This window comes from Streptomyces sp. NBC_00316 (assembly GCF_036158715.1).
Classification (GTDB): domain Bacteria; phylum Actinomycetota; class Actinomycetes; order Streptomycetales; family Streptomycetaceae; genus Streptomyces.
The window spans coordinates 6,270,836-6,291,632 of record NZ_CP108023.1; the positions used below are offsets into that span (position 1 = coordinate 6,270,836).

The 20,797-nt window shown below is 71.3% G+C and carries 18 protein-coding genes; 9 read left to right on the forward strand and 9 right to left on the reverse strand.

The features are described from left to right. Positions 1 to 199: 199 nt before the first annotated feature. The gene (locus OG878_RS27905; protein WP_328889321.1) at positions 200 to 874 is read left to right on the forward strand and encodes a PhzF family phenazine biosynthesis protein; all 675 of its coding nucleotides are present in this window, start codon (positions 200 to 202) and stop codon (positions 872 to 874) included. 130 nt (positions 875 to 1,004) lie between these two features. Here the strand turns inward: OG878_RS27905 and OG878_RS27910 are convergent, their stop codons facing one another. Both OG878_RS27910 and map read right to left on the reverse strand, forming a co-directional pair. Then, complete coding sequence (locus OG878_RS27910; RefSeq protein WP_328889322.1) at positions 1,005 to 1,667, reverse strand: biliverdin-producing heme oxygenase; 663 nt, start codon at positions 1,665 to 1,667, stop codon at positions 1,005 to 1,007. Between the two features lie 204 nt (positions 1,668 to 1,871). Beyond that, positions 1,872 to 2,729 carry a type I methionyl aminopeptidase gene (gene map, locus OG878_RS27915; protein WP_266986302.1) on the reverse strand — a complete coding sequence of 286 codons (858 nt, stop codon included), beginning with the start codon at positions 2,727 to 2,729 and terminating at the stop codon, positions 1,872 to 1,874. A 58-nt stretch (positions 2,730 to 2,787) separates the two neighbouring features. Here map and OG878_RS27920 point away from each other — a divergent pair, with 58 nt between their 5' ends. Then, positions 2,788 to 3,018 (forward strand): hypothetical protein, encoded by a 231-nt coding sequence (locus OG878_RS27920; protein WP_328889323.1) that lies wholly within the window; start codon positions 2,788 to 2,790, stop codon positions 3,016 to 3,018. A gap of 53 nt (positions 3,019 to 3,071) precedes the next feature. Here OG878_RS27920 and OG878_RS27925 read toward each other — a convergent pair whose 3' ends face one another. Further along, entirely contained in the window at positions 3,072 to 4,364 is a 1,293-nt protein-coding gene (locus OG878_RS27925) for an MFS transporter (protein ID WP_328889324.1), read from the reverse strand. Positions 4,365 to 4,438: 74 nt separating this feature from the next. Further along, entirely contained in the window at positions 4,439 to 5,041 is a 603-nt protein-coding gene (locus tag OG878_RS27930) for a hypothetical protein (RefSeq protein ID WP_328889325.1), read from the reverse strand. Between the two features lie 139 nt (positions 5,042 to 5,180). Between OG878_RS27930 and npdG the strand changes: the two genes are divergently transcribed. Both npdG and OG878_RS27940 read left to right on the forward strand, forming a co-directional pair. Continuing rightward, entirely contained in the window at positions 5,181 to 5,891 is a 711-nt protein-coding gene (gene npdG / locus OG878_RS27935) for an NADPH-dependent F420 reductase (RefSeq protein ID WP_277325905.1), read from the forward strand. 99 nt (positions 5,892 to 5,990) lie between these two features. Next, positions 5,991 to 6,164: a hypothetical protein gene (locus OG878_RS27940; protein ID WP_328889326.1), complete on the forward strand. Its 174-nt coding sequence runs from the start codon at positions 5,991 to 5,993 to the stop codon at positions 6,162 to 6,164. 72 nt (positions 6,165 to 6,236) lie between these two features. Here OG878_RS27940 and OG878_RS27945 read toward each other — a convergent pair whose 3' ends face one another. Next, positions 6,237 to 7,034, reverse strand: a complete 798-nt coding sequence (locus OG878_RS27945) for a site-2 protease family protein (protein ID WP_328889327.1) — start codon at positions 7,032 to 7,034, stop codon at positions 6,237 to 6,239. A gap of 225 nt (positions 7,035 to 7,259) precedes the next feature. Between OG878_RS27945 and OG878_RS27950 the strand changes: the two genes are divergently transcribed. Further along, a complete protein-coding gene (locus OG878_RS27950; protein ID WP_328889328.1) occupies positions 7,260 to 10,670 on the forward strand; it encodes an AfsR/SARP family transcriptional regulator in 3,411 nt (1,136 codons plus the stop codon). A gap of 15 nt (positions 10,671 to 10,685) precedes the next feature. Here the strand turns inward: OG878_RS27950 and OG878_RS27955 are convergent, their stop codons facing one another. The 3 genes from OG878_RS27955 to panB all read right to left on the reverse strand — a co-directional run bounded on the left by OG878_RS27955 (position 10,686) and on the right by panB (position 13,660). Further along, complete coding sequence (locus tag OG878_RS27955) at positions 10,686 to 11,537, reverse strand: ABC transporter permease (protein WP_093774743.1); 852 nt, start codon at positions 11,535 to 11,537, stop codon at positions 10,686 to 10,688. Next, a complete protein-coding gene (locus OG878_RS27960; RefSeq protein WP_328889329.1) occupies positions 11,534 to 12,559 on the reverse strand; it encodes an ATP-binding cassette domain-containing protein in 1,026 nt (341 codons plus the stop codon). Before OG878_RS27960 ends, OG878_RS27955 begins: the two co-directional genes overlap by 4 nt. Positions 12,560 to 12,775: 216 nt before the next feature. Continuing rightward, complete coding sequence (gene panB, locus OG878_RS27965) at positions 12,776 to 13,660, reverse strand: 3-methyl-2-oxobutanoate hydroxymethyltransferase (RefSeq protein ID WP_277325900.1); 885 nt, start codon at positions 13,658 to 13,660, stop codon at positions 12,776 to 12,778. 157 nt (positions 13,661 to 13,817) lie between these two features. Between panB and OG878_RS27970 the strand changes: the two genes are divergently transcribed. The 4 genes from OG878_RS27970 (at position 13,818) to OG878_RS27985 (ending at position 18,807) form a co-directional block, all read left to right on the forward strand. After that, entirely contained in the window at positions 13,818 to 15,422 is a 1,605-nt protein-coding gene (locus OG878_RS27970; protein WP_328889330.1) for a DHA2 family efflux MFS transporter permease subunit, read from the forward strand. A gap of 159 nt (positions 15,423 to 15,581) precedes the next feature. Beyond that, positions 15,582 to 16,262, forward strand: a complete 681-nt coding sequence (locus tag OG878_RS27975; protein ID WP_443049273.1) for a TetR/AcrR family transcriptional regulator — start codon at positions 15,582 to 15,584, stop codon at positions 16,260 to 16,262. A gap of 295 nt (positions 16,263 to 16,557) precedes the next feature. Beyond that, a complete protein-coding gene (locus tag OG878_RS27980) occupies positions 16,558 to 17,475 on the forward strand; it encodes an endonuclease/exonuclease/phosphatase family protein (RefSeq protein WP_443049274.1) in 918 nt (305 codons plus the stop codon). Positions 17,476 to 17,595: 120 nt separating this feature from the next. Next, positions 17,596 to 18,807, forward strand: coding sequence for an MFS transporter (locus OG878_RS27985; protein ID WP_328889333.1), 1,212 nt, complete (start codon positions 17,596 to 17,598; stop codon positions 18,805 to 18,807). Between the two features lie 183 nt (positions 18,808 to 18,990). Here the strand turns inward: OG878_RS27985 and OG878_RS27990 are convergent, their stop codons facing one another. Then, positions 18,991 to 20,745, reverse strand: a complete 1,755-nt coding sequence (locus tag OG878_RS27990; protein WP_328889334.1) for an NAD+ synthase — start codon at positions 20,743 to 20,745, stop codon at positions 18,991 to 18,993. Between the last annotated feature and the right edge of the window lie 52 nt (positions 20,746 to 20,797).

Below are 20,797 nucleotides of genomic sequence, written 5' to 3' on the forward strand. Positions count from 1 at the left end.
CTAACTTAACCGAGGCTTACCTCACTGCTACCCACGGGTGCAGTGATTCAGCTCTCACTCGATGCGGTGGAGAACGGGGCAGTTACGGGCGACCCATGAGTAACCCATGAGAAGGTCAAGCGTGTGTCAAGCAGTTCATTCCGGTTCGGCGAGGGGCGTCCCGGCGCCGGCGGTTCGTGGGCGGTGCTTGAATGCGTGTGTGAGTGACTACGAGGTACCCGCAGGCGTCGATGTGCTGCGCGTGTTCTGTGGACCGGACGGACGGCATGGCAACGCCCTCGGGGTCGTACGGGACGGGCGTACGTACCCCGACCAGGCGTCCCGGCAGGCGCTCGCCGGGCAACTCGGCTTCAGCGAGACCGTGTTCGTCGACGATCCCGAGCGCGGGCACGTCGACATCTACACACCGGGGCTCCGGCTTCCGTTCGCCGGGCATCCGCTCGTAGGGGCCGCCTGGCTGCTCGACCTGGAGATCCTGGAACTGCCGGTCGGCGAGATCTTCGCCCGCCAGGACGGCGAGTTCAGCTGGATCACCGCCCGCCCCGAGTGGGTGCCGCCGCGCACGCTGGAGCGGTACGCGTCCGTCGCCGAGGTGGAGGCGCTGACCGGACCGCCGCCCGGCGAGGGCTGGCTGTACGTATGGGCGTGGGAGGACGAAGCGGCGGGCCGCGTCAGGGCGCGGGCGTTCCCGCGCCGCGACGACGGCATCGTCGAGGACGAGGCGACGGGGGCGGCGGCCCTGCTGCTCAGCGCGCAGCTGGGCCGCGCCCTCAACATCACACAGGGTCGTGGTTCCCAGATCCTCACCGCACCCGCACCGGACGGCTCGGTGGAGATCGGCGGCCGCGTCCTGCTGGCGAACGCGCGCCTGTAGCGGGCGCATTCAAGCCCGTTGAGGGAATCCGCACCATCCGGGCACTGGGCGAGGTGGAGGGCGAAGCGGTACGACTGGCCTGGTCCACCGTCAAGTCCCGGCCACTGCGGCCCCCGGCCTCGCCGGAGCCCTACGCGCTGCGCCGGGACACCTCGCCCAGCTCCCGGAACACCGCGGTGTTCAGTACGAACGCGCGCTTGCACTCCTCCACGATCCGCTTCTTCTCCAGTTCGTCCGCGTCCACCGCGTCGAGCAGCTCGCGGTAGCCCCGCTTGAACGAGGCGGGGTTGGCGATCTCCTCGAAGACGTAGAACCGCACCCCGTCGCCCTTGCGCGCGAAGCCCCAGGCCTTCTCCGCCCTGTCGCGGATGATCTGGCCGCCGGAGAGGTCCCCGAGATACCGCGTGTAGTGGTGCGCGATGTATCCGGCGGGCCAGCTGCGCGCGCACTCGGCGACCCGGTCGGCGTACACGGCCGTCGCGGGCAGCGGCCTCAGGCCCTCGTGCCAGCCCGCACCCCGCAGATGCGCCAGGTCGCGCTCCAGCTCCGCCGTGCGCATCAGCTCCGGCCGTATGAACGGGCCGGTGACCGGGTCGCTGCGCAGTTCCTCCGCGCCCTCCTCCAGCGCCCGGTAGACGAACCACAGCTGCTCGGTGTAGCGCGTGTACGCGTCCACTCCGAGCCGCCCTCCGAGCAGGTCGCTCATGAAGGCCGAGGTCTCCGCCTCGGTGTGCTGCTCGTGCGACGCCGTGCGGATCAGTGTCGAGAAGGGGGTGGCGGCGGGTGCGTCCAAGACGGGCCTCCGGTGACCGGGGGAGGGACGGGAAGTCGGAACCAGACAGAAAAGCCGACAGCACCTGCGCTCGGCAGCCACTGTCGACATCTCCGATCGTCCTGCTTAGGCTTACCTAAGTCAACATCTTCCCGACGGTCTGTCGGTAAAGACGATACGCCCGGTTCCGTCCGCGTGCCGGGGGTGCGTATCGCCTGCGGAGGGTTACGGGAGCGTCAGGATCTCGGCACCCGTTTCCGTCACCACCAGCGTGTGCTCGAACTGGGCGGTGCGCTTGCGGTCCTTCGTCACCACGGTCCAGCCGTCGTCCCACATGTCGTACTGGTGCGTCCCGAGCGTCAGCATCGGCTCGATGGTGAACGTCATGCCGGGCTGCATCACGGTCGTCGCGTGCGGGCTGTCGTAGTGCGGAATGATCAGGCCGGAGTGGAACGAGGAATTGATCCCGTGCCCGGTGAAGTCCCGGACCACGCCGTACCCGAAGCGCTTCGCGTACGACTCGATGACCCGTCCGATCACATTGATCTGACGGCCGGGGCGGACCGCCTTGATCGCCCGGTTCAGCGACTCCTCCGTGCGCTCCACGAGCAGGCGGGACTCCTCGTCCACGTCGCCGCAGAGATACGTGGCGTTGTTGTCGCCGTGCACGCCGTTGATGTACGCGGTCACGTCCAGGTTCACGATGTCGCCGTCGCGCAGCACCGTCGAGTCCGGGATGCCGTGACAGATGACCTCGTTGAGCGACGAGCAGAGCGACTTGGGGAAGCCGCGGTAGCCGAGCGTCGACGGATAGGCGCCGTGATCGCACATGAACTCGTGGGCGACCCGGTCGAGTTCGTCCGTCGTCACGCCCGGAGCGATGTGCTTCGCGGCCTCGGCCATCGCCTGCGCGGCGATCCGGCCGGCGATGCGCATGCGCTCGACGGTGTCGGCGTCCTGGATCTCCGGGCCGGTGTACGGCGTCGGAGCCGGCTTGCCCACGTACTCGGGGCGCCGGATGTTTCCGGGTACGGAACGAATGGGAGTGATCTCCCCTGGTACGAGCAGCGACTGGCCAGACATGTCAGCGAGTCTAACCAGCGTGGTTGGGGCAGCATGGCTCAGAGGAAAGGAGCCGACGATGGCCCTGTTCAAGAAGCGCACGGTCGGCAAGCCGGGCGAGTGGTACTACTGCCTGGTGCACCAGAAGGTCGAGGAAGGCCCCGAGTGCCCGGCGAAGGACCGGTTCGGCCCCTACACCTCCCGCGAGGAGGCGCAGCACGCGATGAACACCGCGCAGGAGCGGAATCTGGAGTGGGAGAACGACCCCAAGTGGCACGACCGGGACACGCCACCGGAGGCCGATGCGTAGGGTTCCGGCCCGTCCGGCAGCTGCCCCGGGGCTCCGGCCCCGGACCCTGCTCCTCACACGCCTGAGGGGCTGGACTGCCGGCGCCGCACCGCGTCCGCGTCCGTCTCGGAGTCGTACGTGAGGAGCTTCGGCAGCGCCGCAGCCAGCAGCGCGACCGAAGCCACGCACGCCACCCCGCCCGTCCAGATCGCGGACCGCGTGCCCGTCCAGCCCGCCATCGCGCCCGCCCGCACCTGTCCCAGCTGCGGTCCCACGCTGTACGAGAGCACCTCGATGCCCGCCAGCCGGCCGCGCAGCTCCTCCGGGATGGTCTGGTTCCAGATCGTGGAGCGGCCCAGACCGCTGAGCATGTCGCCCGCGCCCGCCACCGCGAGGCAGACGAGCACCAGCCACACATTGCTGAACCACCCGGCTGCCGCGATCGCCAGCCCCCAGGCCGCCGCCCCGAACACCACGAACAGCCCGTGCCGCCGGACCCGTGACGTCCAACCGCTGGTCAGGCCCAGTACCAGCGAGCCGACCGACCCCGCCGCGTACATCAACCCCAGTGACCACTCGGCGTCGAGCTCGTCCGCCAGGAACGGGAAGATCGTGTTCGGGAAGGCGAAGAACATCGCCGCCAGGTCGATCGCGTACGTCCCCAGCAGCACCGGCCGACTCCAGGCGTACCTCGCCCCCTCGGCAATGCCGCGAAGCGACGGCTTCCGTGCGTGCTCAGCGGGCGGTGCGGGCGCCAGCCGCAGACAGAGGAGCACGGAGACGGTGAACGTGACCACGGTGACCGTGTACGCCGTGGCGTGCCCCGCATAGGCCACCACCAGACCCGCCACCGCCGGGCCGGTGATCGCACCGAACTGCCAGCGCAGCGAGTTCAGCGCGGCGGCCGCGGTGAGCTGGTCGTGCGGCACGATCCGGGCGATCAGGGAGTCCAGTGCGGGCCGCTGGAGCCCGGCGAGCGCGGAGACGCCGCCCGCGACGAGATAGAGCGGCCAGAGCATCGGGTCGGGCAGCGCGGCGTTCACCAGGAGGACGAGCGCGAGCAGCCCCAGCCCCGCCTCGGTGCCCAGGATCACCTTGCGGCGGTCCGCGGAGTCGGCGAGCGCCCCACCGTACAGACCGAAGACGACCAGCGGCACCAGCTCGACCGCACCCATCGCGCCGACGGCGAGCGGCGAACCGGTGAGTTCCTTGATCTGGAGCGGCAGCGCGATCAGCGCCATGAAGCTGCCGAAGTAGGTGACCAGGCCCTGGACCCACAGCAGCCGGAAGTCGGCCGAGGAACGCCATGGCGAGAGGTCGGGCAGGAGTGCGGAGAGCCTGGCGGGCAGGGCGGCGGCAGAGGTCACGAGGGGTCATGGTCCGGCGCCGTACGTGCCCTGTGCAACCGGTTTTGCCGGGGCCTGCGGCGGCCTCCTCCTCGTCACCAGCGCGCGGGCGGCGGAGCCGTCAGCTGATCGGCGAGCCGGGACAGCCTGTCCCGGAAGCGCCGGCGGCCGCGGGGCGCGGGGGCGCTGTTCTCGCCGGCCGCCGCGCTCACCAGATGCTGCACGGTGTCCAGGTCCACGTCGTCGGTGCGGCTCACCGTGAGCGCTTCATGGGCGAGCCCGTGCACCTCCGGATCGCCGTCGTCCAGCGACAGCACCGTCGCCCCGGCCCGGCGCGCGTCGTGCACCCGCTCCAGCAGCCCGTCACCGGGCCGCTCCGGGGCCACCAGCAGCAGCGTCTCGCCCCGCCCGGCTGCCTCGATCCGGCCAGGGCCGACGGACAGATGCGCCGGATCGCCCGGCTCCACCCGGTGTCGTACGAGCGTGGGCACCAGCTCCGGCAGCCCGGCCCAGGTGGACTCGTCGACCAGGTGGGCCGCCATGTGCCACGGCTCGTACCCCTCCGTGCCCACCAGCAGCAGCCCGCCGCCGTGCGGAACGACGGACGACCGGAGGGTTCCCGCGAACCTGCGGGCCGCCGCCGGCCACTCGGTCCCGGCGAGCACTTCACGGAGCAGGGCGACGCGTACGGCATCCATGGCCCGGCATCATGCCGCAGGACCCGTCCTCCGCACCGGCGAACGGCACTGAACCAGCCGAACGGGGGCAGGTGCAGTGACGGATGTCGCAGTGGTGCGACGCTGCGTTGCCCTCCATGGCGCGCAGTAGTGTCGGCGCATGACTACGAATGACAGCGGTACCGCGCCCAAGCCCCCCGCCAAGGATCCGTGGGACCTTCCCGACGTGTCGGGGCTGACCATCGGCGTGCTCGGCGGCACCGGCCCGCAGGGCCGCGGGCTCGCCTACCGGCTCGCCCGCGCCGGGCAGAAGGTGATCATCGGCTCGCGTGCCGCGGACCGCGCCCGGACCGCCGCCGACGAGCTGGGCCTCGGCGTCGAGGGCTGGGACAACGCCGAATGCGCCCGGCGCAGCGACGTCGTGATCGTCGCCGTGCCGTGGGAAGGACACGCCAAAACCCTGGAGTCGCTGCGCGACGAACTCGCCGGCAAGCTCGTCATCGACTGCGTCAACCCGCTCGGCTTCGACAAGCAGGGCGCGTACGCACTGAAGCCCGAGGAGGGCAGCGCGGCCGAGCAGGCCGCCGCCCTGCTGCCCGACTCCCGGGTCACCGCCGCCTTCCACCACCTCTCGGCGGTGCTGCTCCAGGACGAGGCGATCGAGGAGATCGACACCGATGTGCTGGTGCTGGGCGACGCCCGCGCCGACACCGACCTCGTGCAGGCGCTTGCCGGCCGCATCCCCGGCATGCGAGGCATCTTCGCGGGCCGCCTGCGCAACGCCCACCAGGTCGAGTCACTGGTCGCCAACCTGATCTCGGTCAACCGCCGCTACAAGGCGCACGCCGGGCTGCGTACCACCGACGTCTGAGCCGACGGGCGCCCACGGCCGCACCCCGCGGAGAGCGGAACGGGACATGGGGGACACTGGACGGGACCGCGCACCACCCCCGGACAGGAGCTGCCCCCCATGCCCCGCCTCGCTCTCTACGCCCTCGTCGCCTGCGTCCTGACCGTCGGTGCGGCCGTGATCTCGTTCGCCCAGGGCAGCTGGCTCGGGATCATCTGGGTGCTGCTGGCGGGCCTCTCCTCCAACATGGCGTGGTACTACCTGCGCAAGCACCGCGCGGAGACCGAGGCCTGAGGGCTGTCCCGCCAGGGATGACGGGCCGGCCCTCAGGCTCTGGTCCGCCGCCGGACTTCCGGAAGCAAGGCCCTAACCGAGGCTGCAGACCGGATTCGACTTCTGCCAGAACTGGTAGGCGTCGAAGCCGCAGTACGTGTGGAACTCGCTGACGTCCAGCGTCTGCAGCAGGCTGTGGATCGCGTCGAAGAAGACGGTGTTGACCTCGGGGATCCACAGCAGCCCGAACACCGCGAGCAGGCCGAAGGGCGCGAACGGCTCCACCTGGCGGCGGATGCGGTACGAGAGCCAGGGCTCGATCACCCCGTATCCGTCCAGCCCCGGGACCGGTACGAAGTTCAGGATCGCCGCGGTGACCTGGAGCAGCGCCAGGAACGCCAGCGCGTACTGGAACCCGCTCGGCACACCGTCCAGCGCGTGCAGCCAGAACGGCGCCGTGCAGACGACCGCGAACAGCACGTTCGTCAGGGGGCCCGCCGCCGAGATCAGGCTGTGCTTCCAGCGGCCGCTGATCCGGCCGCGCTCGATGAATACCGCGCCGCCGGGCAGCCCGATCCCGCCGAGGATCACGAACAGCACCGGCAGCACGATGCTCAGCAGTGCATGGGTGTACGCGAGAGGGTTCAGGGTCAGATACCCCTTCGCCCCGATGGAGATGTCCCCGCTGTGCAGCGCGGTGCGGGCGTGCGCGTACTCGTGCAGACAGAGCGACACGACCCAGGCCGCGGTGACGAAGAGGAAGACCGCGAACCCGGGCTGCTCCGCGAAGTCCGTCCACACCGCCCAGCCCGAGACGGCCATGACGGCGGCGATCCCGAGGAAGACGGGACTGATCCGCCGGTCGCTGCGGGCTGCTGCTGCGGTGGTCATCGGCGGACTCCAGGTGGCTCGGCGGCAGGGGCGGGCATCGGGGGATGCGAGCCCCGACCGTACAGTCGACACGGCGGAAACGTCTCGCGCCGCGGTGGTGGTTCCGGACAAGGTAGGGGCATGACAAGCAACGCCGGTGAACCTTCGGACAGCGCTGGGGACCAGGTGGGAACGCCGCTGAGGACGCGAGTCCGCGTACCGGTCCCGGTCGCGGAGAATAGGCGCGTGCGCTACAGCATCCTCGGCACCACGCAGGCACTCCACGACGACGGCACGGCCGTCGCCATCGGTGGGGCGCGGCTGCGCGCCCTGCTGACCGTTCTCGCACTGCGCCCCGGCCGCGCGGTCCCGGCCGCGGTGCTGGTCGACGAGGTGTGGGACGGCGAGCCGCCCGCCGACGCGGTGGGCGCCCTGCAGGCGCTCGTCGGCCGGCTCCGTCGGGTTCTCGGGCATGCGGCGATCACCTCCGCCGAGAGCGGCTACCGGCTCGCCGTCGAGCCCGACGCGGTCGACCTGCACCGCTTCGAGCGGCTCACGGGGGAGGGGATGCGCGCCCTGGACGCGGGCGATCCGGCGAAGGCCGCCACCGTCCTCGACGACGCGCTCGCCCTGTGGCGGGGTCCGGCCCTCGCGGATCTGCCCGACCGTGCCGCTGTCGCGGCCCGCTGGACGGCCCGCCGGCTCGACGCGCGCCGCGCCGGGTTCGCCGCCGCGCTCGCGCTCGGCCGCGCCGACGAGGTCCTGCCGGAAGTGGTCGCGCTCTGCGCCGAGCACCCGATGGACGAACCGCTCCAGGCGCTGCGCCTGCGGGCGCTGCGGGACGCCGGACGTGCGGCGCAGGCATTGGTGGCGTACGAGGAGGTACGCACCGTGCTCGCCGACCGTCTCGGCACGGACCCGGGCCAGGAACTGCGGTCCCTGCACGCGGAGTTGCTCCATCAGGAGCCGGGGCTGCCGCCCTCCGGGCCGGCGCAGGCCCCGACGGCCACGCCCGGCCGGGCCCCCGCGCCGGACCGGGTGGCCGGTTCGCCCACGGTGGCCGCACCGGGCCGCACTCCCGCGCCGGAACCGGCTTCCGGGCCGATCCCCGTCCCCCTGGGCAACCTGCGCGCCAGGCTCACCAGTTTTGTCGGGCGGGAGGCCGATATCGCGGTGCTGCGGGACGACCTCGCACAGGTCCGCCTCGTCACCCTCCTCGGACCCGGGGGCGCGGGCAAGACCCGGCTCTCCCAGGAGGCCGCCGAGTCCGTCGCACCCGCCTGGCCGGACGGCGTCTGGCTGGCCGAGCTCGCCCCGGTCGACGACCCGGAGACCGTGCCCGAAGCCGTACTGACCGCGCTCGGCGCCCGCGAGACCGTGCTGCGCGGCGCAGGCGCCGAGGAGCTCCGGGCCGCCGAGCGCAGCGCGGGCGACCCGCTCGTCCGGCTGACCGAGCACTGCTCCCGGCGCCGCATGCTGCTGCTCCTCGACAACTGCGAGCACGTCATCGAGGCCGCCGCCGCGCTCGCCGACCATCTGCTCGTCCGCTGCCCGGACCTCACCGTCCTGGCCACCAGCCGTGAACCCCTCGGTGTACCGGGCGAGTTCGTCCGCCCCGTCGACCCGCTGCCCGACCCGATGGCGCTGCGCCTGCTCGCCGACCGCGGCGGCGCCGCGAAGCCGGGCTTCCGGATCGACGCGGACGAGGAGACCGCGGCGGCCGCCGCCGAGATCTGCCGCCGGCTCGACGGACTGCCGCTCGCCATCGAACTCGCCGCCGCCCGGCTGCGGATGCTCAGCCCGCGCCAGATCGCCGACCGGCTCGACGACCGGTTCCGCCTGCTGACCAGCGGAGCCCGTACCGTGCTGCCGCGCCAGCAGACGCTGCGCGCCGTCGTCGACTGGTCCTGGGACCTCCTCGACGCATCCGAACACGCCGTACTGCGCAGGCTGTCCGTCTTCGCCGGCGGCTGCACGCTGACCGCGGCCGAAGCGGTCTGCGCGGACCGGCCGCAGGACGCGCGCGAGGTCGCCGGGGTGCTCGGTTCGCTCGTCGACAAGTCCCTCGTCGTCGCCGCACCCGCCGACGACGGGGAAATGCGCTACCGGCTGCTGGAGACCGTCGGCGAGTACGCCGCCGAGCGGCTCGACGAGGCCGGGGAACGGGCCACCGTCGAACGGCGCCACCTGGTGCACTTCCGGGAGCTGGCCCGTACCACCGACCCCCTGCTGCGCGGCACCGGGCAGCGGGCAGCCATCGACCTCCTCCAGCGGGAGTACGAGAATCTGCGCACCGCCCTGCGCCACGCCGTCGCCGCCGGCGACGAGCAGGAGGCGGTCTGCCTGGTGCTGTCGCTCGCCTGGTACTGGCAGATGCGCGATCTGCGCGCCGACGCCCTGCACTGGGCCGACGCGGCCGCCGCGCTGGGCCCGGACCCCTTCGCCCCGCCGGCCCGGCCCGCCCCGTCCATCCGGGAACGCTGCACCGACGCGCCGCCGCCGATGGGGCCGGAGCTGCTCCAGGAGGCGCGGCGCGGTGTCGCGCTGATCCAACTGGCCAGCATGAACCATGCGTCGGACGAGTGGACCACCGCGAAGAGCATGGAGCGGCTGCGCGTCATCGCCGCCACCTACCGGGTGGGCCAGCCGCAGACCTGCCGTACCCCTGCGTCGCTCTGGTTCTTCGCGGTCATGCTCACCGGGGGCGCCGCGGACCTGCGCGAACTGGTGGACGAGACGGTCCGTGCCGCCCGCGAGTTCGGCTATGAGTGGGAGCTGGCCGCAGCGCTCCAGATGCGCGCCAATGTGCTGGCCAACCGCCCCGACTGGTCGGGCGAGGCCCGCGCGGACGCCGACGAGAGCCTGGAGATCTTCAGCCGGCTCGGTGACGACTGGGGCGCCGCCGAGTCGCTCTCCTCCCGGGGGGAGGCCAACGAGCGGCAAGGCGATTACACCCGTGCGGCCGACGACTACCAGGCCGCCATCGGCTACGCCGAGCGGCTCGGTGCCCAGTCCCAGGTGGCGGTGCTCCGTACCCGGTACGCCTCCGCGCTCGTCGAACTCGGCCGCGGTGCGGAGGGCGAGGCGATCCTGCGCGAGGTGCTCGCCGAGGGGCGGGCGGCGGGACACGAGGCGATGCCGTTCGCGCGGCTCTTCCTCGCCATGCTGCTGGGCAGCACAGGCCGCACCGCCGAGGCCCGTGAACAGTACGCGGAGCTGGGCGAGGAGTTCAGATCCGAGACCCTGGCGATCTTCGAAGGCTTCGTGCTGGGCGGGCAGGCCTGGCTGGACAACCAGGAGGGGCTGTACACCGACGCCCTGGCCCGGAGCCGGCAGGCGCTGAAGCGGTCCGGGGACCCGCTGGCGCAGATGGTGGCGCCCCAGATGTCCGTCATCAACCTCGTCACCCTCGCGCGGGCCCTGGCCGGACTCGGTGGCGAGCGCAGGGCGGCCCTCGCCGCCCGGCTGCTGGGCGCGGGCAGCGGTCTGCTGCCGAACGGCCATGTGCCGACGACGATAGAGCGAAGGAACTACGCCGAGGCGGAGGCGGCGGCCCGCGCCGTTCTCGGCGAGGCCGGCTACGAGGCCGCCTACGCCGAAGGCGATGGCCTCGCTCTGGAGGAGGCCATCGCCCTGGTCGACGCGTACCGGGAGTGAACCGGAGGGGCCGGGTCAGGTCTTCTTGCGGAACTTCGCGACCGCGAGGGGCGCCGTCACCGCGGTGATGACCGCGGCCCAGCCGAGCGTCAGCCACACCGAGTGTGCGACCGGACCGCCGAGCATCAGCCCACGTGCCGCGTCCGCGAGATTGGACAGCGGGTTGTAGTCGGTGAAGGCCTGGAGCCAGCCCGGCATCGTGGCCGGCGGGGCGAAGATCGACGAACCGAACTGCAGGGGCATCAGCACGAGGAATCCCATCGCCTGAACCGACTGGGACGTCTTCAGGGACAGCCCGAGCAGGATGAAGATCCACATGATGGCGGCGCCGAACACCGCCGACAGTGCGACCGCCTCCAGCAGGCCGAGCACCGAGGTCTTGATCTCCAGGCCGAGGGCGAAGCCCATGGCCAGCAGGATCACCGTGGCGACCATCATCCGGCCGAGCTCGACCACGATCTTCGCGATCAGGACCGAGGAACGGGCGATCGGCATCGTCCGGAACCGGTCCATGACGCCCTTGCGGAAGTCGTCGTTGACGCCGGTGCCGACCGCAGAAGCGATGTTCATGCCCATCATCGCCATCAGGCCGGGGATCAGATAGTTGATGTACTCCTGCCGGCCGCCGCCCAGGCTTCCGCCGACGGAGCCGCCGAAGACGTACACGAACAGCAGCGTGAAGATGACCGGCATCAGGAGCGCGTCGAACATCGACTCCGGGTCCTGCTTGATCTGGAGCAGATTGCGCCGCACCAGCGCGCCGATGTGCCGCAGATTGCCGCGCAGGCCGATCCGGCCCTCGTCGTGGAGCGCCTTCGCCGGTGCGGTGCCGGTCGGGGCGTCGGGCGTCAGAGTCGCCGTGCTCATGCCGCGACCTCCTCGGGGATCGTGTCGGTCACGTACGGCGCGGTCTTCTCGCCGGTGATGGCCAGGAAGACCTCGTCCAGGCTGGGCAGTGCGGTGGCGATGTGCGCGATGGACAGGCCGCGTCCGGCGAACAGGCCGATGACAGCCGTCAGTTGGTCGTCGCTGAGGATCGGGACGTACAGCATTCCCTCGTCCGGGACGGCCTGCGAACCGGCGACCCCGTCGAGACCGGCCTCCGCGAGCGCCTGGGCCATGGCGGGCAGCTGGGCCGGGTCCGTCGGCCGGATCTGCAGGGTGCGGCCGCCGACCTTCGCCTTGAGCTCGTCGACCCGGCCGTTGGCGATGATCCTGCCCTTGTCGATGACCGTGAGCTCGTTGGCGAGCTGCTCGGCCTCTTCCATGTACTGGGTGGTGAGCAGCACGGTCGCCCCCTCCGCGACCATCCGCTGCACCTCGTCCCAGACCTCGTTGCGGGTCCGGGGGTCGAGCCCCGTCGTCGGCTCGTCGAGATACAGCACGGACGGGCTGCCGATCATCGAGGCGGCCAGGTCGAGCCGGCGCCGCATGCCGCCGGAGTAGTTCATCGCGGGCCGCTTGGCGGCGTCGGTGAGCGAGAACCGCTCCAGCAGTTCGTCGGCACGGGCCCGCGCGGTCCTGCGGGGCAGGTCGAGGAGGCGCCCGATCATGTAGAGGTTCTCCCAGCCGGAGAGCTTCTCGTCGACCGAGGCGTACTGGCCGGTCAGGCCGATGATCCGGCGCAGCTGCCGGGGCTGCTTCACCACGTCGTAGCCCGCGACGGTGGCGTGTCCGGCGTCCGGCACGATCAGGGTGGAGAGGCAGCGCACGAGGGTGGTCTTGCCGGCGCCGTTGGGGCCGAGCACACCGAGGACGGTGCCCTCGCGCACGTCGAGGTCCACGCCGTCCAGAGCCTTGGTCTCGCCGTAGTGCTTGACCAGCCCCCGTACCTCGACGGCGTTGCCGCCGGTCCTGGGGTTCTTGTCGATTCGCGTCATGCCCACCATGGGAGCATCCGCCACTGACACTCCACCGACAGCCCGCCGACATGCTGTCGACAGACGCGCCCGCACCCGCCGACGGCGAGAACACGCCGACAGCCCGCCGATGGGGGAAGTCGGCGGGCTGTCGTGGTGCGGGCAGTGGCCAGTGATCCCCTCGGAGGGGACCGGTCCGTTCCTGGGGCCTTCCGTCCGGATCGGGCCCGATCCGGACGCGAGGCCCTAGTGGAAGGTGTGCTCCGGGGCCGGGAACGTGCCGCCGACGACCTCGTTCGCGAACTCCTTCGCCGCGTCGCCGAGGACCTTGCGCATGTTCGCGTACTGCTTGGTGAAGCGCGGCACCTTGCCGCCGGTCAGCCCGACCATGTCGGTGTAGACCAGGACCTGGGCGTCGGTGTCCGGACCCGCGCCGATGCCGACGGTCGGGATGTGCAGGCTGCGGGTGATCTCGGCGGCGACCTCCGCCGGAACGAGCTCCAGCACGACGGCGAACGCGCCGGCTTCCTGGGCGGCCTTGGCGTCCCGGATCAGCCGGTGTGCGGCCTCGTCGTTGCGGCCCTGCACCCGGTAGCCCATGGTGTTGACGGACTGCGGGGTCAGGCCGAGGTGCGACATGACCGGGATGCCGGACGACACGAGCAGCTCGGTCTGGGCGAGCGACCGCTCGCCGCCCTCCAGCTTCACCGCACCCACGCCGGCCTCCTTGACCAGCCGGGTGGCGTTGCGCAGGGCCTGGACGGGCCCTTCCTGGTACGCCCCGAAGGGGAGGTCGCCGACGATGAGGGCGCGCTTGGTGCCCCGTACGACGGCGGCGGAGAGGATGGCGATCTCGTCCATCGTGACGGGCACGGTGGTCTCGTAGCCGAGGTGGCAGTTGCCCATCGAGTCGCCGACGAGCATCACCGGGATGCCGGCCTCGTCGAAGACGGACGCGGTCATCGCGTCGTAGGCGGTGAGCATGGGCCACTTCTCGCCGCGCTCGGTGGCGGCGGCGATGTCGTGGACGGTGATGCGGCGGGTGCTCTTGCCTCCGTACAGCGCCTTGCTGCTGTCGGTGGGGGCTCCCGCCGGTGTTGCGGGCTGGTTCTGCGCAGCCTGAAGCGACATGGCCAACGGCTCCTTCGTCATCTCGAGGCGCCCTGACGGCGTCCCCGGACCGGTTCCATGGTGGCATCCCCCGGCCGTTCCCGGGAAGTGGGCCCACTCGGCAAAGACTTTCCAATACGAGACGGTCTCGTATCGAAAGAGGGATAGGCTCCGTGCCATGTCGATACCGTCCGGCCCTCCTGCGGCCGCGTCCCGTGTTCCCGAAGCGATCCACCGCCGCCGTTGGGCGATCCTCGTCGTCCTGATGTTCAGCCTGCTCATCGTGGTGCTGGACAACTCGATCCTGAACGTCGCGGTCAAGACCATCGCCTCCCCGGCGCCCACCGGCCTGGGAGCCACCCAGAGCGAGCTGGAGTGGGCGATCAACTCCTACACGCTCGTCTTCGCCGGACTGCTCTTCACCGCCGGACTGCTCGGCGACCGCATCGGGCGCAAGAAGATCCTGCTCTTCGGCATTCTGCTGTTCGGTATCGGCTCGGCCCTCGCCGCAATGTCCGGATCGCCCGGCGCACTCATCACCTGGCGCGCCGTGATGGGCTTCGGCGCCGCGTTCGTGATGCCCGCCACCCTCGCCATCCTGATGAACGTCTTCGAGCGCGACGAGCAGCCCAAGGCGATCGGCATCTGGGCCGGCAGCGTCGGCCTGGGCATCGCCATCGGCCCGATCACCGGCGGACTGCTGCTCGAACACTTCTGGTGGGGCTCGATCTTCCTGGTCAACGTGCCCGTGGTGATCATTGCGCTGATCGCCATGGTGGTGCTGGTGCCGGACTCCCGGGACCCGAAGCCGGGCCGGATCGACCCGCTCGGAGTCGTCCTCTCCATCGTCGGCCTGGTCCTGCTCGTGTTCGGCATCATCCGCGGCGGCGAACTCGCCGACTTCGGCGACCCGGTCGTCCTCCTGTCGATCATCGGCGGTCTGCTCGTCCTGACCGGGTTCGTCTGGCACGAGAAGCGCAGCAGCCACCCGGCCATCGACATCACGTACTTCAGGAACGGGGCGTTCTCCGCCGCCGTCGCCGCCGTCGCGCTGGTCTTCTTCGCGCTGATGGGGGTGACCTTCTTCTCCGCCTTCTACCTGCAGAGCGTGCGCGGCTACAGCGCCCTGCAGTCCGGCCTGCTGATCCTGCCGCTGGCCGCCGCGCAGATGATCTTCGCGCCGCGCGCCCGGCTGGTCGTCGCGAGGTTCGGCGCCCGTGCCGTGTGCGCGGCCGGCATGCTGCTCGTCGCGGCCGGGCTGGCGGCCTTCACGCTGTTCGACGCCACCACCCCGGTCTGGGTGATGTGCGTGGTCTTCTTCGTCCAGGGAACCGGCATGGCACACGTCATGCCGCCCGTCACCGTCGCCGTGATGCAGGCGCTGCCGCGCGAGAAGGCCGGCTCCGGCTCGGCCATCAACAACACGTTCCGCCAGGTGGGCGGGGCGCTCGGGATCGCCGTCCTGGGCTCGGTGCTGTCCACCGTCTACCGCGGCGACATCGAGGGCCACCTCGGTACGGTCCCGGCCGCCGCCAGGGACGCGGCGGGGGAGTCGATCGAGGCGACACTCGGCATCGCGGAGAAGCTCGGCCCGGCCGGCCGGCCGCTGGTCGCCGCGGCGAACGATGCCTTCCTCGGCGCCATGCATGTCACCGCAATCGGCTCGGCGGCCGTCGCCCTGATCGGTGCGCTGGTGGTCGGCCTGTTCCTGCCGGGCAAGGCGCCCGACGTGCAGCCGGCCGGCGAGGACGACCGGGCCGTGCCCGCGGGCGCGGGCCGGTGACACCCGGGGCCGCGCGGCCGGTGACACCCACGGCCGCGCGCAACTGAACAGGGCCGCCCCGGGCGCCCCGGGACACTCCGGGGCGCCCGGGGCGCAAGCACGGCACCGTCCGTGTCGGCGAGAATCGGGGCCGGGCCGGACGGGTGCGGCGAAAGGTGGATCCAGGTGCACGTACAGGTACAGGGGCAGGACGAGGAGCCGCGGCGTGGCCGACCCCGCAGCGTGGCTGCCGAACGGGCCATCCTGGACGCGGTCGTCGCACTGCTGGAAGGCGGCGAGCCCCTGGCCGGCCTGTCCATCGAGCGCATCGCCCGGACCGCGGGGGTCGGCAAGGCCACCATCTACCGGCGCTGGTGCGGCAAGGAAGAGCTCTTCGTCGACGTACTGCGCGACATCGAGCCTGCGGAACCGGTCGTCTCCGGCACCGCAGGGCTCGCCGATCTGCGACTGATGCTGGAGTCGCTGCGCAGGCGCGGCCTCGCACAGCGCTCGTCGGTCTTCCTCCACAACGTCTTCGCGCAGATGAAGAGTCACCCCAAGCTCTGGGCCGAGTACCACTCCACCGTGATCGAACCCCGCCGCCGTGCGATGCGGGCGGCCGTGCAGCGGGCGGTCGACGCGGGGGAGCTCCGGTCGGACCTGGACGTGGAACTGATGGACGACCTGTTCGTCGGCCCCATGCTCGTACGGACCATTCACCGGACCGATGCGGAACTGCCCGAGGACCTGGCCGACCGCATCATCCAGACCCTGGTCGAGGGCCTGGCCCCACGCCCGGCCGACCCTGCGCAACCCGTCCCCGCCGCCCATGCGACCGGCAAAGGCGCAGGTCGCAGCTGACGCGCCCGGACCCGGGCGCATGTGAGCGTTCTGTCACAAGGTCACGCAGAGCGCTCCCGGCCGGAACCTGCCGGACCGGGCCCCACGTCCTCGTGGCAGTACGGCCGTCGTCGACGGCAGGAAATGCATGGCTCATCCCCTAGGGTCGGGGGCGCGGCGATGTGCACGGCAAGGCAGTGAGGACAGCGCGATGGTTCAGGCGTACAGGGCGGACACCGAGAACGGCAGCGCGGGACCGCAGCGCACCGGATCGCGGTTCCGGGACCTGCGCGACAGATGGACCGGCGGCAGGGGTATGTGGCGGCGCGGCATCGTGCTCGCCGTCTGTGCCGTGCTGGTCACCTTCGTGATGATCTTCCACGCGGAGATCCCGAACACCATCGGCAACCTCGGCAGCCTCTCCGAGACCTTCCTGCCGTGGTTCGGGCTGTTCGTCCCGTTGTGCTTCGTCCTGGGCCTGGTGCGGCGCTCGGCGACCGCACTGATCGCCCTGCTGCTGCCGGCCGTCGTCTGGCTCAACGTCTTCGGCGGACTGCTCACCGACAAGTCCGGCAGCGGCGGCGACCTCACCGTCGCCACCCACAACGTCAACGCGGACAACCCCGACCCGGCGGGCACCGCCCGGCAGGTCGCGGCCTCGGGCGCGGACGTCATCGCCCTGCAGGAGCTGCCGGCCGACCGGGTCCGGGCGTACGAGTCGGCGCTCGCCGCCCGCTATCCGTACCACGCGGTCGAGGGGACCGTCGGTATGTGGAGCAAGTACCCGATGAGCAGCACCCGGCCCGTGGACATCAGGATGGGCTGGATCCGGGCGATGCGTTCCACGGTGACGACACCGAACGGCGAGGTCGCGGTCTACGTGGCCCACATGCCGTCCGTACGGGTCAAGCTGAACGCCGGATTCACCGCGAACCAGCGCGATGCGAGCGCGGACGCGCTCGGCGAGGCCATCGCCGACGAACACCTCGACCGGGTGATCCTGCTGGGCGACCTCAACGGCACGATGAACGACCGCTCGCTGAACGCGGTGACGTCCCAGATGCGGTCCACCCAGGGCGCGGCCGGAGACGGGTTCGGCTTCAGCTGGCCGGCGTCGTTCCCGATGGCCCGGATCGACCAGATCATGGTCAGGGGCGTCGAACCGATGTCGTCGTGGACGCTCCCGGCGACGGTCAGCGACCATCTCCCGATCGCCGCCCGCGTCGAACTCTGACGAAACGGTCCGTTCACCTCATCGCACAGAGCGTCTGAGAGTATTTGTTCCAATCGGGAACAAGGACCGGCCGGCGAGGGAGCCGGCGGGCCGGGATCCCCTGCGGAAAGGTCTCCCCTCATGCCCTTGGCTCTCCTCGCGCTGGCCATCAGCGCGTTCGGCATCGGGACCACCGAGTTCGTGATGATGGGCCTGCTGCCCAATGTCGCGGACGACCTGGGCACGTCCGTCCCCACCGCCGGCTATCTCGTATCGGCGTACGCGCTCGGCGTCGTCCTCGGCGCCCCGCTGCTCACCGCGGTCGGCTCCCGGATTCCGCGCAAGCGGATGCTCCTGCTGCTGATGGCCCTGTTCACGCTCGGCAACTTCGCCTCCGCGTTCGCCCCCGGCTTCGGCTGGCTGGTCGCCGGCCGCTTCCTGGCAGGACTGCCGCACGGCGCCTTCTTCGGCGTCGGCGCTGTCGTCGCCGCCCGGCTGGTCGACGAGGGGCGGCAGGCGAGGGGCGTGGCGACGATGTTCCTCGGCCTCACCGTCGCCAACATCGTCGGCGTACCGGCGGCCACCCTGCTCGGCCAGCACCTCGGCTGGCGCGCGACCTTCCTGGTCGTCGCCGTGATCGGCCTGGGCTCCATGACCGCGCTGGCCCGGCTCGTCCCGCACATACCGGTCGACGCGCACCAGGGCCTCGGCCGCGAAGTGCGCGCCCTCGCCAACCGGCAGGTACTGCTCGGCCTGCTGACCGCCGTCCTCGGGTTCGCCGGGGTCTTCGCCGTCTACTCGTACCTGTCGGCCATGACGACCGAGGTGATGGGCTTCGGCGAATCCTCGGTGACGCTGGTACTCGCGCTGTTCGGCATCGGCATGACGCTCGGCGCACTCGCCGCCGGACCACTGACGGACCGCGCCCTGCGGCCCACGCTGTACGGCTCGCTGACCGCCCTGGTGGCGGTCCTGGTGGTCTTCCCGTTCGCGGTACAGGCGAAGTGGGCGGCGCTGGTGATGGTCGTCCTGCTCGGCGGGGTCGGGTTCATGACCACGACACCGCTGCAGATGCTCGTCATGAACAAGGCGAAGGACGCCCCGACGCTGGCCTCCGCGTCCAACCACTCGGCCTTCAACCTCGCCAACGCCGGCGGAGCCTGGCTGGGCGGCGCGGCGATCGCGGCGGGCTGGGGCTGGACGTCTCCGGCCCTGGTGGGCGCGGCCCTGACGGTGGCGGGCCTGGCCGTGGCGGCGACGGCGGGAGCGCTGGACCGCGGGGTGCGGGGCGCGTCGCGCGTGGTGGCGGCTGCGCGGGGTGCGCGGGACGGGAACCACGCGGATGTGTGCTGAACGGTGTCGCGCGCCCTGGGGGCACGGCGCGTCCGCAAGAGCCGCACGGGCTTGAACCTGCCCCCTGGCGGACCTGGAGACACGTCGCCATCGGGCACGACTCGGGGGTTCGGCCCGATCAAGCCGTACGGAACGGCTGCCGGGCCGGGCCGGGTCCTTCCGGACCCGGCCCAGCCTCACGGCTCACCCGGACTCGCGCCACCGATTCGTGATCGGCAGCCGGCGGTCCTTGCCGAACCCCTTCGCGGAGATCTTCGTGCCCGGCGGGTACTGCCGCCGCTTGTACTCAGCCGTGTCCACCATCCGCAGCGTCTTCGTCACCAGCGCCTCGTCGAACCCGGCCGCCACGATCGTGTCCAGACCCAGGTCCCGGTCGACATACATCTCCAGGATCCGGTCCAGTACGTCGTAGTCGGGCAGCGAGTCCGTGTCGACCTGGTCCGGCCGCAGCTCGGCGCTGGGCGGCTTGGTGATCGAGGCCTCCGGGATCGGCGGCGTCTGACCGCGTTCCTCCGCGGCCCGGTTGCGCCACTTCGCCAGCCGGAAGATCGACGTCTTGTAGACGTCCTTGATCGGCCCGTACGCGCCGACGGAGTCCCCGTACAGCGTCGAGTAGCCGACTGCCAGCTCCGACTTGTTGCCCGGCGCGAGCACGATCTGGCCCTCCTGGTTGGAGACGGCCATCAGCATCGTGCCGCGCAGCCGCGACTGCAGGTTCTCCTCGGCGAGACCGGTGAGCGCCAGCGACTCCATGTACGCGTCGAACATCGGCTCGATCGGTACGGTGCGGAAGTTCAGCCCGGTACGCCGCGCCAGTTCCGCAGCGTCCCCCTTGGAGTGGTCCGAGGAGTACTTCGACGGCATCGAGATGCCGTACACGTTCTGTGCCCCCAGCGCATCGCACGCGATGGCCGCGACGAGCGCCGAGTCGATCCCGCCGGAGAGCCCGATCAGCACACTGCTGAAACCGTTCTTCGCGGCGTACGCGCGCAACCCCACGACCAGTGCCGAGTACAGCTCCTCGTCGTCGTCGAGCCGCTCCGCATAGCCGCCGGCCAGCTCCGCCTCGTACGCCGGGACGGGCTTGTCGGAGAGGACCACATGGTCGATCCGCAGACCGTCGTTGACCACCCCGGACGGCGCCTCGGGCGCGGCGGCCGGCAGATCGAGGTCGAGAACGACGCTGCCCTCCGCGAACTGCGGGGCCCGGGCGATCACCTCGCCGTCCTTGTCGACGACGATCGAGTCGCCGTCGAAGACGAGCTCGTCCTGGCCGCCGATCATCGCCAGATAGGCGGTGGTGCAGCCGGCCTCCTGGGCCCGCTTGCGGACCAGCGCCAGCCGGGTGTCGTCCTTGTCCCGCTCGTACGGCGAGGCATTGATCGACAGCAGCAGCCCGGCCCCGGCGGCCCGGGCGGCCGGCACACGGCCGCCGTCCTGCCACAGGTCCTCGCAGATCGCGAGGGCCACATCGACCCCATGGACCCGCACGACCGGCATCGAGTCGCCCGGCACGAAGTACCGGAACTCGTCGAAGACGCCGTAGTTGGGCAGGTGGTGCTTGGCGAAAGTCAGCGCGACCTGCCCGCGGTGCAGCACCGCGGCGGCGTTCTGCGGCGACCCGGCGGGCTGGCCGTAGCGCGGCTGGGCCTTCTCGGAACGGTCGAGGTAGCCGACGACGACCGGCAGCTCCCCGAAGCCCTCCGCGTCGAGACGTACGGCGAGCGCACGCAGCGCGTCCCGCGACGCCTCGACGAAGGACGACCGCAGGGCCAGGTCCTCGACGGGATAACCGGTCAGGACCATCTCGGGGAACGCCACCAGGTGGGCGCCCTGTTCGGCGGAGTGCCGGGTCCAGTGGACGATCGCCTCGGCGTTGCCGGCGAGGTCACCGACGGTCGAGTCGATCTGATTCAGAGCGAGGCGTAGTTGAGGCACGCGGCACAGTGTAATCGTCTTTCTGACGCGATGTCCTGGCGGGCCGCCGGTG